Source organism: Sorangium sp. So ce124, assembly GCF_051525235.1.
Taxonomy (GTDB): domain Bacteria; phylum Myxococcota_A; class Polyangia; order Polyangiales; family Polyangiaceae; genus Sorangium; species Sorangium atrum.
The window spans coordinates 2,428,231-2,443,004 of sequence record NZ_CP150312.1 but is presented as its reverse complement, the minus strand read 5'-3'; the positions used below and the strand labels follow the sequence as shown (position 1 = coordinate 2,443,004).

The window sequence follows — 14,774 nt, the reverse complement described above, 5'->3', positions numbered from 1 at the left end:
GATCCACCCCCGCTCGCCCTCATCCTCTTCCTCCCCCGCCTCCGGATCCGCTAGCCTCTTCCCTCCTCTCGAACTCCCGCCCATGCACCTCGGCGCCGGCTCCGTCCTCATCGACAAGTACCGCCTCGAGCGCCCGCTCTCCCGCGGCGGCATGGGCTCGGTCTGGGTCGCGCACCACCTCCAGCTCGGCACGCCGGTCGCCGTCAAGTTCATGGACCCGGCCTACGCCAGCTCTCCCGCGTTTCGCACCCGCTTCGAGCGCGAGGCGCGCGCGGCCGCCCAGCTCAGGACCCCGCACGTCGTCAAGGTGCAGGACTTCGGCATTCACGAGGGCGTCCCCTACCTCGTCATGGAGCTCCTCCAGGGCGAGGACCTCAACGCGCGCCTCCTGCGGCGCGGCCGCCTCCCGCTGCTGGAGGCGCATCGCATCCTCGCCCAGACCGGCAAGGCCCTGCGCAGCGCGCACGACGCCGGCCTCGTCCATCGCGACCTCAAGCCCGCCAACCTCTTCCTCGCGCGCGTCGACGGCGAGGACGAGGACATGGTGAAGCTCCTCGACTTCGGCATCGCCAAGGAGACCACCTCGAAGCTCGTCGCCGATGCCTCCACGACCGGCGAGGTCATGGGCTCGCCCCACTACATGAGCCCGGAGCAGCTCCGCGCCGAGCGCGACGTCGACGCGCGCAGCGACCTCTGGGCGCTCGGGGTCATCCTGTTCCGCATGGTCACGGGATACCTCCCGTTCCCCGGCGATGTGCTCGCGCAGGTCATGACCAGGATCCTCGTCGCCCCGATCCCCTCCGCGACCCAGCTCGCCCCCGGCCTGCCCCCGACCATCGACGCCTTCTTCCACCGGGCGCTGGCGCGCGATCGGGCCCACCGGTTCCAGACCGTCCGCGAGCTGGTCGACGAGTTCGCGCGCATCGCGGGCGCGCCGCGGTTCGCGTCCTCCGTGTCCGACGCGCACGGACCGTTCCACCCGTCTCCCACCGGATTCGTTCCGGGCATGGGGACGCCCCTGCCTGGGATGCCCCCGGGGCCGGGCGGCACGACGCCCGCCGGGCCGCTCGCGCCGTCACCGGCGCCGCTGACGGCGGCCGTCTCGGCGGGCACGCTGACCGGCACGATCGATCCCGCCAGGCCGTCCGGCGGACGCCGCTCCTTCGCGTGGACGACATGGATCCTCGTCGCGGGAGCAGCGGCCACCGTCAGCGGGATCGGCGTGACCCTGGGAGCGCGCTTTGGCCAGCAAGGTGAGCCTCCCTCCTCCGCAGGTGCCCCGGCGACCGCCGAGCTCGCGGCCTCCGGTCCGGGGCAGGCCACCGGCGAAACGCCGTCCGACAACCCCGCGATGCGCCCCTCGCCGCCATCGACCGCTGCGCCTCTCGTCGAGCCATCCGCGCCGGTGATGGACGCTGGCCCGGACCCCACTGCAACACCCTCCGCGCAGCCCCCCACGCCACCCAGCGCGCCAGCTGCCGAGCCCCACGCTCCAGCCCCCGCCGGCGCCGGCGCCCCGGCTGCCCGTCCTACGAACACGCCGACGGTCGAGCCCAGCCCGTACCCAGCAGAGAGCGGCGAGCAACCTCGGAGCCGCCCGACGGCCGACAGCCCCGCCCCTCAGCGACGACCGCTGCAGCCATCCCCCCGCAGCCCGCCGCCGCAGCCCTCGAAGGAAGCGAAGCCAAGGTGGGGGATCTGAGGACGAGCTCAAGGACGGAAGCAGCCGCCGCCGGTGCCCCGGGCGCGTGCCCTTCCGCGCGTGAAGCCACGCGTCAACGCCCCCTGCGACGCAGGAACGGCCGCGGGACGCTGCGGAGCTGCTGCACCATCACGCTCTGTATGAAACGGGACCATCAAATGCTTCCCTGATCGCACAGAAGAGGTACGGTTCGAGCTCCAGGGTAGGCAAGGTGCTGCTGTACCCTTCCCTTGCTCCCGACGCAGCTCCCTGAAGCAACGCCCGACCTATCATGACGACGAAACGCCCGCTGCTGTGGACCATGAGCGTTGCCATCGCCTTGCTGGCGCCCGCCGCCGCGGCGCAGCCGGCGCCCCCTCGGGCCGAGGCGCAGGAGAGCGACGCGCTGACGGACAGGGCGCGCCAGCTCTTCGCAGACGGGGTGAAAGCGGCCAACGCGGGGAAGTGGGCCGATGCGCACGCGGCGTTCCTCGCGGCGTGGGGGCTCAAGCCGCACTACCAGATCGCCTCGAACCTCGGCGTGGCCTGCCTCCGGGTGGGCAAGCCGCGCGACGCGGCCGAGTACCTCACGCGCTACCTCCGCGAGGCCCCCGCGACGAAGGTCCAGGAGCGGCAGCGCGCGGAGGCGTCGCTGCAGGAGGCGCGGGCGCAGGTCGCGGCCGTCACCGTGGAGGTCGCGCCAGGCGGCGCCGAGGTGACGGTCGACGGGGCGATCGTCGGGCGAGCGCCGCTCGCGGATCCCGTGTTCCTCGATCCGGGACGGCATGAGGTCGGAGCGAAGCTCGACGGGTATGTGTCGCAGGCGCAGTCGGTCGAAGCGACCGCGGGGGGCACGGAGACGGTGGCCATCAAGCTGCAGCGCCCGCCGACGCCGGACGCGAGGCGTGCTGGCATTGAAACGAGCGTCTTGCCGGCGCCCGGGGTACCGCAGGGGGGTATGAGGACGGCCGTGCTCGTCGGGGGTGGCATCGCAACCGGCGTTGGCGCCGCGGCAGGCGTGCTCTTCACGGTGCTCGCGAACAACAGGGCCGGAGATGCGGAAACGCAGAAGATTGCGCTGCTCGCCGGAGGTAGGAATCCGTGCACCGCCCGGCCCGCACCAGCGGCGTGTACACAGCAAGGCCAGGCGGTCGACGAGAAGCGGCTGTACAGCAATGTGGCGTTCTGGAGCTTCGCTGGAGCCGGGACGGTTGGCCTCGGGACGCTGCTTTATGCCTTCGTGAGCACCCCCAAGGCCCCCGTGCAGGTGACGCCCACGGTGGGAATCAACGACGTGGGGCTCGCGGTGGGCGGGGTGTTCTGACGACGGTGACCTGAAGATGATGGAGGATGGCTGATGCCTCGGATTGCTCGTACCGCCGCGCTGTTCGTCCTCGGCCCGATGGCCGCCAGCCTCGCTCCGGCGGGCTGTTTCCCGTTCCCGCCCCAGGACGATTGCGAGCACAAGCCCATGAGCTGTGAACCGAATCAGGGCGGCGCAGGGGGAGCAGGAGGCACGGGCGTCGGGGGGACCGGAGGCGCCGCGGGGAGCGGGGGCGCGGGCGGGAGCGGAGGTGCTGGGGGGAGCGGGGGTGCAGGGGGAGGGCCGCCGCCCCTGGTGTGCGTGCCCAGCGACCAGGGCTGGACCGCGGACGCGCGCTGCGGCGTGTTCGTGTCGGCCACGGCGAGCGACGGCGGGAACGGGACGCCCCAGGCACCGGTGAAGACGCTTGCCGAGGCCATCGCGCTCGCCGCTCAGATCGAGGACGAGAGCGCGCGGCGCGTGTACGCGTGCGCCGAGGAGTTCCAGGAAACGCTCACGGTGGCTTCGAGCGTGACCGTCTTTGGCGCGCTCGATTGCGCCGCGAACTGGCGGTGGGGGGATCAACCGAAGACCACGCTGAGGGCGACGCCCGGAGCCGTGCCGCTGACGATGCGCGTCGTCGGTGGGGCGGTGCACCTGGAGGATCTCCATATCATCGCTCCGCCGATCGCCGAGGAGGACGCGGGGACCTCCGCCATCGCAGCGATCGCCGATCACTCCAAGGTCGACCTGGTCCGGTGTGTGCTCGAGGCAGGGGATGCGGCGCCCGGGACCTCGGGGGCCGCACCTCCCCCTCCGCGCGACCAGGCGCCCGACGGCATCGCAGGCAATCCCGCTTGCTCGGCAGCTGCGGTTGGAACAGCACTGCCGGAGACGAATGGTTGCGGCACCACCGTGGATACCACCGACGACTCGCGCGGCGGTCGGGGAGGAAATGGTTTCGATAACCGCGGGACCTCCGGTGACATCGGCTATCCAGACGAGAAGAACAACGACAACGCCGGGGGATACAATAGTTCAACCGCGACGTGCAGCGCAGGCAGGAGGGGCAGCGACGGCGATCTTGGCATAGCTGGCGCAGGGGCACGCGGTGTCGGCCAGCTCTCCAGCACCGGCTACGCCGGTAAACCCGGCGGTGATGGCCAGCGCGGGAAGACCGCCCAGGGCGGCGGGGGCGGGGGTGGCTCCCGCGGGAGTACCGAATGCCCGGGGACCAACGATGGCGGCGCGAGCGGCGGCAACGGCGGCGCAGGCGGCTGCGGCGGTGCAGGCGGCAAGGGCGGCGCTCCAGGGGGGTCGAGCATTGCGCTGCTGAGCCTCAACGCAAGACTCACGTTCCATGAGGTCCGCCTCATCGCCGGCGATGGCGGCAGGGGCGGCGACGGCGCCGCCGGCCAGAACGGCGGGTTGGGAGGGAACGGCGGGGCGGGCGGGGAGGGTCAGAATTTTGGTCCCAACAATTCCGTTCGTGATGCCTGTGGCGGCGGGCGGGGAGGCAACGGCGGCAACGGCGGCAACGGCGGCGGCGGTCAGGGCGGCCATTCCCTCGGCATCGCCTTCCTGGGTACGCCGGACACCGTCCCGTCGCTCGACGGCGTCACAATCGAGTTCGGCGCGGCCGGCGACGGCGGCGAAGGCAGCGACGTCGCGCACGACGGCGACGCGGGGCTAGCGCTCCCGCTCCTGGATTTCGGGGTTTCACCGCCTGCGCCAGGGCCGTGATACCCCGCCGGCATTTCCGCCTCGGTCTGCCCTCGCCCGCGCACAGATCCGGCCGCCCTCGGCAACACGCTGAAACTCAACTCGACCGCCCACGGCCCCCATGCACGTCTTCGCCATGAGAGCCCGCCGACGACTCCCCCTGGGTCTGCTCCTCGTGCTCGCGCTCCCGGCCATGCCGGCCACCGCGATCTCCCAGCCGGCCCCGTCGACCGCGCAAACCAAGGCGGCGGCCCGAGCCCTCGCCGACAAGGCCTGGGAGCTCTTCAAGGCCGGCCGCTACGAGGAGGCGCTCGCAGCCTTCCGCGACGCGGACGCACAGGTGCACGCGCCGCCGTTCCTGCTGTTCGCGGCGCGCTCCTGCGAGCGGCTCGGCCGCCTGCTCGAGGCGCGCTCGCTCTACCAGCGTGTCGTGGACGAGCCGATCGAGGCCAGCGCTCCGCAGGAGTTCCAGCAGGCCCGGGCGGACGCCCGTGTCGAGTTCGCCGCGCTCGCGTCACGCATCCCGACTTTGGAGATCGCGGTCACGGGCGCGGCGCCGAGCGCAGTAGAGCTGACGCTGGACGGCGAGCGGGTCGTTCAGACCGTGCCGGTGGAACGCGACCCCGGCGAGCACACGGTCGTCGCGACCGTGTCTGGGCAGGCTCCGGTGACGAGGACGATCCAGTTGAGCGAAGGCGTGAAAGAGCGCCTCTCCATCGTTCTGGCGCCCGCCCCCGCACCGGGGGCGGGATCGGCGCGCCCCTCGGGCGATGCCGTCCACGTCGCCAGGAGCGACGTGAACATGGCCGCGCTCATTGGCGGCGGGGTCGCGACTGGCGCCGGAGCGCTTGCGGGCGTCGTGTTCACGCTCGTCGCCAACAGCAAAGCGAGCGATGCGAGGCGGCAGAAGAGCGTGATCGACGCCCTGGAGGGCGGACCCGTCACCGTCAACTGCGCGAACCCCACTGGCAGCGAACAGACGCAGCAGTGCAGCAAGCTGCGCTCGCTGGTCGACGACCAGTATCTTTTCAGCAACCTGGCGCTCTGGAGCTTCATCGGCGCAGGCGCGAGCGCGGTGGGGACGCTCGGCTACACCTGGCTTGCTGCAGCGCCGAGCAAGCCTGAGCAGCAGGTGCATCTCTTTCCGCTCGTGATGCCCGGTGGCGGCGGACTCGTCGCCGGCGGCGTGTTCTGAGCCGAGGAACCCATGAACCGACGGACCCAGAGGGCAATACGGCTTGGTGCGCGTAGAGCCTCGGTGCTGGCCCTGGCCTCGATGGCAGCAGCGCTCCCGGCGGCGAGCTGCCTCGGACCCGACTGTAGCGAACTGCATCAATGCGGTGGCGGGCGCGGGATGGGTGGAGAGACAGACGGAGCAGGAACCGGCGGTGGGGCAGGTTCCGGCGGCGCGGGGGCCGGCGGCGCAGCAGTGAGCGGAGGTGCTGCGGGGACCGGGGGTGCAGGGGGAGGGCTGACGCCCGTAGGGTGCGTGCCCAGCGACGGGCGGACCTGGACCGCGGACGCGGCCTGCGGCGTGTTCGTGTCGGCCACGGCGAGCGACGGGGGTGACGGGAGCCCGGGTGCACCGGTGAAGACGCTCGCGGACGCCATCCAGCGCGCCGCGCAGATCGAGGACAAGGCGGCGCGGCGCGTGTACGCGTGCGCCCAGACGTTCAACGAATCGCTCACCGTCACGGCGGGGGTGAGCCTCTACGGTGGCCTCGATTGCGACGCAGCCTGGCAATGGGGGGAGGCGAACGAGACCACCCTCACGGCGCCGCCCGGGGTTGTGCCCCTGGCCATGCGCGCCGAAGGCGAGACCGTGCGCCTGGCGAATCTTCATGTCATCGCTCCAGCGATCGATCCGGACAGCGCGGGGACCTCCGCCATCGCAGCGATCGCCGAGCGCTGCGCCGTCGACCTGGCGCGGTGCACCTTCGAGGCGGGCGATGCGGCGCCCGGTGCCCCGGGGGCGGCCCCTCCTCCGCAACCCGCGCGACTCCCCCAAGGCACCCGGGGGAACGCTGCATGCTCGGCAAACGACGTATCCATTGCCCCGCCGCAGCCCGATACGTGCGGTACTGCGGACACCTCCGACGACTCGATCGGCGGGAGGGGCGGGCGTGGCCTCGAGGACCGCGCGACCGATGGCGGCAGCGGTTCTCCCGGTGGGGAGGACAATCCCAACGCTGGCGCATACGTTGCCGAAAGCAGAGGGTGTACCCAGGGCCAGACAGGCAGAGCGGGTGAGGACGGCGCACCGGGCGCAGGGGCACACGGCATCGGCCAGCTCTCCAGCGCCGGCTACGCCGGGTTGTCCGGCGGCGACGGCCAACGCGGGAAGACGGCCCAGGGCGGCGGGGGTGGCGGCGGCACCCGCGAGAGCACCCAATGCCCTGTTGGCACCCGCGGCGGCGCCAGCGGCGGCAACGGCGGCACGGGTGGCTGCGGCGGTGCTGGCGGCAGGGGTGGCTCTCCCGGCGGGTCGAGCATCGCCCTGGTGAGCGTCAACGCAACACTCACGTTCCGTGACGGTGTCCGGCTGATCGCCCGTAAAGGTGGCAACGGCGGCGACGGCGCCGGCGGCCAGGACGGCGGACCTGGCGCGTATGGAGGGCCGGGCGGGATGGGTCGGGGCAGTGATGTGGTCGAAGGATGCCGCGGCGGGCAGGGAGGCCAGGGAGGCTCCGGCGGCCGGGGAGGCGGCGGTCAGGGCGGCCATTCCCTCGCCATCGCCTTCCTGGGCACGCCGGACACCGTCCCGTCCCTCGATGGCGTCATGGTCCAACTGGGCGTGCCCGGCGCAGGCGGCGCTGGCAGCGATGTCGGCCATGAGGGCGGTGCGGGTCAGGCCAGCATGCTCCTGGATTTCTCGTCTCGGTGAGCACCGGCGCCATGACTCCCGCCGCCGTCTCCTCCTCGCCCCCGCGCGCAACACCGCTCAGGGAGCGTAGGGATCCTTCTTCTTCGCCTGGTCCCGCAGGCAGTTCGTCCGCATGAACCCTGTCTTGCCCGCGCACGGATCCGCGGGTTGCCGCCGGACCGCCGGTGGCTGTGCAGGCCGCGACGCTGCAGGCGCAGGCTGCGCCGGAGGCTGAATCCGGGGCTGCGCCGCGACGACCGACCGCGCCGGAGCAGGCGCCGCAGCAGGTGGCGACGCCACGACCGCCGACACCGCCGCCGGCGGATTCGGCGCCTCCACCGCCGGCTGACTCCGCTCCACCGACGCCGGCTCCACGCCCTCCGGCCCCGCGTCCGGCGCGCTGTTCGCCCCACCGGCATCCACCGGCTCATCCACGCTGGGCGGCTCAGCCGCCGCCGAAGCCTGCGGCGCAGCGGTCGCCGGCGGAGGCGGCGGGTCCGGCGGCCTTTCCGCGCTCGCGGCGCTCTCGAGCCCGGCCTCCGGCATCGTCTCGATCCCGGCCGCGTTCTCGGTCGGCGCTGGCGAGCGCAACACGACGAAGAGCGCTGCGCCGACCAGACCAGCCGCGCCGGCGGCGAGCGCCGCGATGGCCGGGCCAGGAAGGCGCTTCCAGCCTCCGTGCCGCCGCGGCGGCGTCTGCGGCGCCTGCAGAGGCACCGGCGTGGCGCGCGCTGCCCAGGGCGACGGCTGCGCGCCTCGGCCTGCCTGAGGGCCGGACACGAGCGGCGCGGTCGTCGATTTCCCCGGCTCGCCGTGGCCCCACGCGGGCGACGCGCCCAGCGCTGCCTCGGCGCTCGCCATGGCCTCCGGCTCGAGCCTCTGGGTCAGCTCGGCGTTCCACTCCCGCTCCGGCGCCCCGCTCGCGCTCGGCGACACCGGCGCCCCGCTCGCCATCGGCGACACCGGCGCCCCGCTCGCCATCGGCGACACCGGCACCCCCGCCGGCGGCACCGGCACCCCCGCCGGCGGCACCCCGCTCGCCATCGGCAGCACCGGCATCCCCGCCGGCGGCACCCCGCTCGCCATCGGTGACACCGGCGCCCCTGACGCCGCCGCGCCGGGAAATGCGTGCGCCTCCATGGCCGCCATCTGCCCCCCACCCCCGCCCCCGACGGCAAATCCCGCCCTCGCGCCCGCAGCCGTGTACCCCTCGAGGAGGTCCGCCACCTCCGCCGCCGATCCGATCCGCTCGTCCCGGTGGCGCGCCATGCACCGCGCCACGAGCTCCACGAGCCCCGGGTCCACCCGCCGCACGTACCGGGAGACCTTGGGCATCTCCCCCGTCAGGATGCCGGTGAAGACCGCCCTCGCGTCCCCCTGGAACGGCCGCATGCCCGTCAGCATCTCGAACATCACAACGCCGAGCGACCAGATATCGGCCCGGTGATCGACGTTCGGCTCGGCCCTCACCTGCTCCGGGCTCATGTAGAGCGGCGATCCCACCGCGCCCCCCGTCGCCGTGCGGATGCCGTCATTCACGGAGAGGTTCTTCGCGACCCCGAAATCGAGCACCTTCACCACCGGCTCGTCCGCGTCGGCCTCGCGGTGCAGGAAGATGTTCGCCGGCTTCAGATCGCGGTGGACGATGTGCAGCGCGTGCACCGCCGCGAGCCCCCTCGCCACGTCTCGCCCGATCGACGCCGCCACGTCCGCGTCGAGCCGCCGCCTGCGCACGAGCAGGTCCGCGAGCGTCTCTCCGGTGAGCAGCTGCATCACCAGGAAGGGCTCGCCGAACTCGGTCTCCCCCATGTCGTACATGTCGATGACATTGCGGTGCCGCAGCGCCCCGCCATTGCGCCCTTCGCGCTGCAGGCGCCTCCGGAGCTCGGGATCCGGGCGGTGAATCAGCTTCAACGCCACCTCACGCGAGGTGGACAGGTTGAGCGCCGCCCACACGACGCCCATGGATCCCTCTCCCAGCCGCCGCACCAGCTTGTACTTCTCGGCAATCACCAGGCCGGCAGCGATCTGCGTGAAGGAGGTGGACATCGAGCTCAGCAGGGTGGGTCGAGGCGCATCGCCGCGATGGGCGAGGTCGCTTTACCTATCGCAAACGAGAGGGCGGCGCGGAAGGTAGCACGCTCTCCGCCGGGGTCCCTCGGGAGCTCCACCTCACCGCGCCGCAAGAGATATCCCGCGGCCATGCCGATCCCTAGGAGGATCGCCGCCGCGACCACGGCCATCGCGATCCACACGACAGGCGAGCGGGCGGGCACAGGAGGCGGCCTCTTCAGCTCGCGGAGCGGATCGAGCGGCACCGTGCCGCCGAGCGACAGCGCCTGCTCGAGGGGAGCGACCGGACGCGCCAGAGACGCGCTAGCCGCTGACGCGCTGGACGCGCTGGCCGCGGATCGATAGGCGGCCGCCTGCTCCGGTGACATCTTGAGCGTCCCGCGGTCCCCCAGCAGAGGATTGCTCGGCATCCGCTCCCGATGCCCCGGTTGCCCCGGTGTCGTCATGCCCCCGCCCGCCGCCGGCTGCTCCGGCCACGCGCCCGCCGCCGGCCGCGCCGGCCATGGGACCACCGCCGGCTGCGCCGGCGCCGCGATCGCCCCTCGAGGCCCTGACACCGGCGTGTTCGGGTGTCCCGGCAGGGCCTGCAGATGCGCCATGGACGCTGGGAGCGGCGTCCCGGTCGCCGGCGTCGGCGATCGCCCAGGAGCCGCCCCACCCCACGACCCTCGCCCGAGCTGCTGCGGGCTCTCGTGCCGCAGGTCCGGCGACGACCCCGGCCTCGAGGGCACGCGCTGCGGCGCCGGCGGCGTGACGAACGGCTCGAGCGCCGCCGCGACCTCGGCCGCCGAGCGCGGTCTCTTCTCGCGATCGCGCTGGAGACATTGTGTCACGAGGGCATCGAGGCCGGGATCGATCTGCCAGACGGACTGGGACACCGCCGGGATGTCGCCGTGCAGCACGTTTCTCAGGAGCTCATGCGCCTTGCCCTGGATCGGCCGCCTGCTCGTGAGCATCTCGAACATCACGACGCCGAGCGCCCAGAGGTCCGCGCGCGTGTCGATATCGCTCTGCGCCCGCACCTGCTCCGGGCTCATGTACGCCGGCGAGCCGATGAGGATGCCTGTCGCGGTCCTCGCCTGTTGAGGACCCGCGAGGAACTTGCTCACGCCGAAGTCGAGTATCTTGACGGTGGCATCGCTGTCGCCAGGCTCGGTGTGAAGAAAGATGTTGGACGGCTTCAGATCGCGGTGGATGATGCCCCGCTCGTGCGCGGCGGAGAGGCCGCGCGCGATGTCCCGAGCGATGCGCGAGGCATCGTGGATCTCCAGCTTGCGCTTGCGCTTGAGCAAGGACGAGAGCGTCTCTCCGGAGAGCAGGGGCATGACGAGGAACGGGTCGCCGTTCTCCGTCTCGGCAGCATCGTAGATATCGACGATGTTGCGGTGGCTCACGGCGCCGCAGGCGCGCGCCTCCCGCAGCAGCCGGACGCGGAGCTCCGGGTCGGGCCGCACCAGCAGCTTGAGCGCGACCTCGCGAGAGGTAGCCTCGTTGTGCGCTGCCCAGACGACGCCCATCGCCCCTTCGCCGATCCGCCGGAGAAGGCGGTACTTGCCGCAAATGAGCGCACCTGGCGGCGGCGCGGCAGGAACCGAAGGGGACTGCATGGGATGGTCTCGCTGGAGGACGGACGTGGCAGCAGGTCGACGGTGCCTGGGAAGAAGTGTCGCAGGTGAGGCAGCGCACCGTCAAGAAAAGCCGCCGGCCGGGCTCGCAGAGCGCAAAACCGCTCCGACGCCTCCGCTGTAGACGCGCGCTCAGCGCGCGTGATCGTCGCCGCCTCGCCGCTGCCCGGGAATCGCGGCGCGACCGTGGCGCCACCTCGGGAGGGGCGGCCCGCGCCGCGGAGAGGTCGAGTCTATTTCTTGAGCTTCGCCTCGCACTGCTTCTTCGCCAAGAACCTGAGATGAGCGCACGAGGCCGGGGACGGCGCAGCCTTCGCGGGCTGCGACGTCGCAGGCTGCGATGTCACGGGAGGCGCCCCGAGCGTCGAGCTGCCCGGCTTCGCGCCGCTCGCCGTCCCCGCCGCCGCGCCCGCCCCGCCGCCTGGCGCCGCCGCGCCCGCTCCGCCGCCTGACGCCGCCGCAGCGGCTGCGCTGCTCGCCGGAAGGACGCTCGGCGCCGACGGCACGGGCGGCGCCAACGCCGAGGAGCCCGGCGGCGCCTCCGCGGATGGCGCCGAGGGCTCCTGCGCCGACGGCTCTGCGTTCCGCGGCGGCGCTTCCCCGCGCTCCGGCGCGGCGACCGTGTCTCCGGCTCGGTCCAACGACGGCATCGCGCTCCCGGACACTTCCGGCGCGGCCGACGATGTCTCCGGCGACCTCAGCGAGATGAGCATCCCCACGACGATCAGCGACAGCGCGGCAGCCACGATCGCGAGCGTCGCGGCCGTACGCTTGCGCCTCGGTTCCTCACCGTGCGGGGCCCGCTCGTGAGCGTCCTGGGCCTGGTGCACCCCGACCTGGTGGACCGACGGGTGGTTCGAGACGAGCGGGGTCGTCGACGAGCTTCCCGCTTGCCGCGGCGCGCCCGTTGCCGTGGCCCCGCCCGGCCTGGAGTCCGAGGCGCTCGCGCCCGCTTCCGGGCCGAGCCTCGCGGCCGGCGCCGAGCTCCAGCTCGGCTGCGCGGCGATGCCTCCCGGCGGCAGCGCGCCAGCAGGGCCGAGGCCCCCCGGCCCCACCCGGCCCTCGGGCATCGGCGGTGCGTTCATGCGCACCGTCATCGCCCAGGAGCCCTGCTGCGGCGCCGCCACGGGCGCAGGCTGCACCGGAGCGGCTTGCACCGCGCTCGCCTGGGACGGCTCCGGCGCTGCAAACGCCGCCACCGACGACGACGTCCGCGGCGCAGCGGCGGCAGGCCCCGCCGCCGAATACGCCCCCGACCCAGGGAGCGGCCCCGCGGGCCCGGCCGCATCCGCGTTCTGCCGCGTGAGGGGCAAGGTCGCCACGTCCTCTTCCCGCGAGGCGCGCACCACGGACGCCGCGGCCAGGTGCTGGCCCGAGCTGCCCGGACGCCGAGGAACCGCGCCCGCCGCATGGCCGGCCCCCGACGCTGGCCCCCCATCCGCCACGCGGCTCATGCCCGACGCTGGCCCCGCAGCCACCTGCCCCGGCCCCAGCGACGGCGACCTCTGCGCCTCAGGCGACTCCTGCATCGGGAGCGGGGCCCGCGGCCCCCCACCGAGCAGCGCCAGCGGCAGCGCTCCCGCGCCCACCTCGACGCTCCCCGGCCGGTTCACGACCGACCCGGGTTGCGCCACCGACGCAGGCTGCGCCGCAAGCGCCGACCCGGGTTGCGCCATCGAGGCAGGCTGCGCCGCAAGCGCCGACCCGGGTTGCGCCGCGAGCGCCGACCCGGGTTGCGCCGCGAGCGCCGCCCCGGGTTGCGCCGCGAGCGCCACCGTGCCGCCTTGCGACTCCTGCCAGCCGGCGTCCACGTCCTCGTCCGGGGGCGCCTCCCGCCCCTCCGGCGACGACTGCCGCAGCGCCGCGTCCCTGCCCGGGCCCACGCCGCGCTCCGTGTACCGATCGAGCAGCGCCGCGACCTCCGCCGCAGAGCCGATCCGCTCCGCGCGATCCCTGCGCATGCAGCGGGCGATCAGGTCGACGAGCCCCTGGTCCACCCGCCTCAGGTACTTGGACACGGTGGGGATCTCGCCGGTCAAGATCCCCATGAACACCGCCTGCGCGTCCCCCTGGAACGGGCGCATGCCCGTCAGCATCTCGAACAACACCACGCCGAGCGCCCAGATGTCGGCCCGGTGATCGACGTTCGGCTCGGCCCTCACCTGCTCCGGGCTCATGTAGAGGGGCGACCCCACCGCGCCGCCCTGCACCGTGTGCAGGCCGTCGTTGACCGAGAGGTTCTTGGCGACCCCGAAATCGAGCACCTTCACCACCGGCTCGTCCATGTCCGGCTCGCGGTGCAGGAAGATGTTCGCCGGCTTCAGATCGCGGTGGATGATGTGCATCGCGTGCGCCGCCGCGAGCCCCCTCGCCACGTCTCGCCCGATCGACGCCGCCACGGGCGGGTCGAGCCGACGCCGCCGCGCGAGCAGCTCGGCCACGGTCTCCCCCGTGAGCAGCTGCATCACCAGGAACGGCTCCCCGGCCTCGGTCTCCCCCATGTCGTAGATGTCGATGACGTTCCGGTGCCGCAGCGCCCCGCTGTTGCGCGCCTCGCGCTGCAGCCGCAGCCGGAACTCGGTCTCCGGCCGGTGGATCAGCTTCAGCGCCACCTCGCGGGCGGTCGCCACGTTCACCGCCGCCCAGACGACGCCCATCGCCCCCTCGCCGATCTGGCGCAGGAGCCGGTACTTCTTGTCGATCAGCACACCGGACGCGAGCAATGTCGAGCTCTTCGGCGAGGGCATCATCGGCTTTCCGGAAGCGCGGCACGCCCCCCCATCACGGAGCGCGCACGGACGGCCGCGACAAGCAGCGCGAGGCGAGCACCGGCGCCCCCACGAGGCCCCCACCGCCCAGCGCTCGCGCCGCGCGCTCCGTCATCCATCCGCGCCCGTGCGACGTGACATCCGGTCCCCAGGTCCACGGGACAGCCTCCTGAGCGGGGCATCCTACAGCAGTTCTCCCTGGCGCGATACGTTCCCTGCGACGACGAACGCACGAAGAACACCGACGAGGAAAGAGGGAGAGGCCCGATTCGCTCCAGCCAGGCGCGGACCCACGCTCGTCGCCAAAGCCGGCGAATCACTCGTGGAGGAAAGCGAGGCGCACATGAGCGACACAACCATCATGAAGGTCTCCTCCGGCCGCTCTCCGAAAGGCCAGATGGGACAAAAATACCTGGCCTCCGGGATCCAGGTCTCGATGCGACTCTGGGAACGCGAGCCGCCAGGCGACGCCAAACAGCCGACCGCGCGGGATTACGAGACCGTGGGGTTCGTCATCGCTGGACGGGCCGAGCTGCTCATCGAGGGGCAAATGGTGCGCCTCGAGCCGGGCGACTCCTGGACGGTCCCCAGAGGGGCGTCGCACTCCTACAAGATCATCGAACCGTTCACCGCCGTGGAGGCGACGAGCCCGCCCGCTGGCGTCCACGGGCGAGACGAGACCGGGGCGACGCCCTCTGGCAAGACCTGAGACAGCGACGCGGGGGTCTCGCCCCCCGGA

9 protein-coding genes are annotated in these 14,774 nt (G+C 73.0%); 6 read left to right on the top strand and 3 right to left on the bottom strand.

What is annotated here, in order from left to right; translation table 11 throughout:
• Window positions 1-82 precede the first annotated feature (82 nt).
• The 5 genes from WMF19_RS09290 to WMF19_RS09270 all read left to right on the top strand — a co-directional run bounded on the left by WMF19_RS09290 (window position 83) and on the right by WMF19_RS09270 (window position 7,590).
• A complete protein-coding gene (locus tag WMF19_RS09290; protein ID WP_437898759.1) occupies window positions 83-1,702 on the top strand; it encodes a protein kinase domain-containing protein in 1,620 nt (539 codons plus the stop codon).
• A 271-nt stretch (window positions 1,703-1,973) separates the two neighbouring features.
• Window positions 1,974-3,005 (top strand): PEGA domain-containing protein, encoded by a 1,032-nt coding sequence (locus WMF19_RS09285; RefSeq protein WP_437898758.1) that lies wholly within the window; start codon window positions 1,974-1,976, stop codon window positions 3,003-3,005.
• 300 nt (window positions 3,006-3,305) lie between these two features.
• Window positions 3,306-4,727 (top strand): hypothetical protein, encoded by a 1,422-nt coding sequence (locus WMF19_RS09280; protein WP_437898757.1) that lies wholly within the window; start codon window positions 3,306-3,308, stop codon window positions 4,725-4,727.
• A 154-nt stretch (window positions 4,728-4,881) separates the two neighbouring features.
• Window positions 4,882-5,901 carry a tetratricopeptide repeat protein gene (locus WMF19_RS09275; RefSeq protein WP_437898756.1) on the top strand — a complete coding sequence of 340 codons (1,020 nt, stop codon included), beginning with the start codon at window positions 4,882-4,884 and terminating at the stop codon, window positions 5,899-5,901.
• A 294-nt stretch (window positions 5,902-6,195) separates the two neighbouring features.
• Window positions 6,196-7,590 carry a hypothetical protein gene (locus WMF19_RS09270; protein ID WP_437898755.1) on the top strand — a complete coding sequence of 465 codons (1,395 nt, stop codon included), beginning with the start codon at window positions 6,196-6,198 and terminating at the stop codon, window positions 7,588-7,590.
• Window positions 7,591-7,647: 57 nt separating this feature from the next.
• Here WMF19_RS09270 and WMF19_RS09265 read toward each other — a convergent pair whose 3' ends face one another.
• From WMF19_RS09265 to WMF19_RS09255, 3 genes are all read right to left on the bottom strand, one after another.
• A complete protein-coding gene (locus WMF19_RS09265) occupies window positions 7,648-9,618 on the bottom strand; it encodes a protein kinase domain-containing protein (RefSeq protein ID WP_437898754.1) in 1,971 nt (656 codons plus the stop codon).
• 5 nt (window positions 9,619-9,623) lie between these two features.
• Window positions 9,624-11,249: a protein kinase domain-containing protein gene (locus WMF19_RS09260; protein ID WP_437898753.1), complete on the bottom strand. Its 1,626-nt coding sequence runs from the start codon at window positions 11,247-11,249 to the stop codon at window positions 9,624-9,626.
• Between the two features lie 251 nt (window positions 11,250-11,500).
• Window positions 11,501-14,017: a protein kinase domain-containing protein gene (locus tag WMF19_RS09255; RefSeq protein WP_437898752.1), complete on the bottom strand. Its 2,517-nt coding sequence runs from the start codon at window positions 14,015-14,017 to the stop codon at window positions 11,501-11,503.
• A gap of 361 nt (window positions 14,018-14,378) precedes the next feature.
• On the opposite strand from WMF19_RS09255, the gene WMF19_RS09250 reads away from it, so the two are divergent.
• Window positions 14,379-14,744, top strand: a complete 366-nt coding sequence (locus WMF19_RS09250) for a cupin domain-containing protein (protein WP_437898751.1) — start codon at window positions 14,379-14,381, stop codon at window positions 14,742-14,744.
• The last annotated feature ends 30 nt before the right edge of the window (window positions 14,745-14,774 follow it).

Coding starts and splice junctions, on each gene's coding strand:
- WMF19_RS09290 (WP_437898759.1), top strand. CDS start 83: ATGCACCTCGGCGCCGGCTCCGTCCTCATCGACAAGTACCGCCTCGAG.
- WMF19_RS09285 (WP_437898758.1), top strand. CDS start 1,974: ATGACGACGAAACGCCCGCTGCTGTGGACCATGAGCGTTGCCATCGCC.
- WMF19_RS09265 (WP_437898754.1), bottom strand. CDS start 9,618: ATGTCCACCTCCTTCACGCAGATCGCTGCCGGCCTGGTGATTGCCGAG.
- WMF19_RS09260 (WP_437898753.1), bottom strand. CDS start 11,249: ATGCAGTCCCCTTCGGTTCCTGCCGCGCCGCCGCCAGGTGCGCTCATT.
- WMF19_RS09255 (WP_437898752.1), bottom strand. CDS start 14,017: ATGATGCCCTCGCCGAAGAGCTCGACATTGCTCGCGTCCGGTGTGCTG.
- WMF19_RS09250 (WP_437898751.1), top strand. CDS start 14,379: ATGAGCGACACAACCATCATGAAGGTCTCCTCCGGCCGCTCTCCGAAA.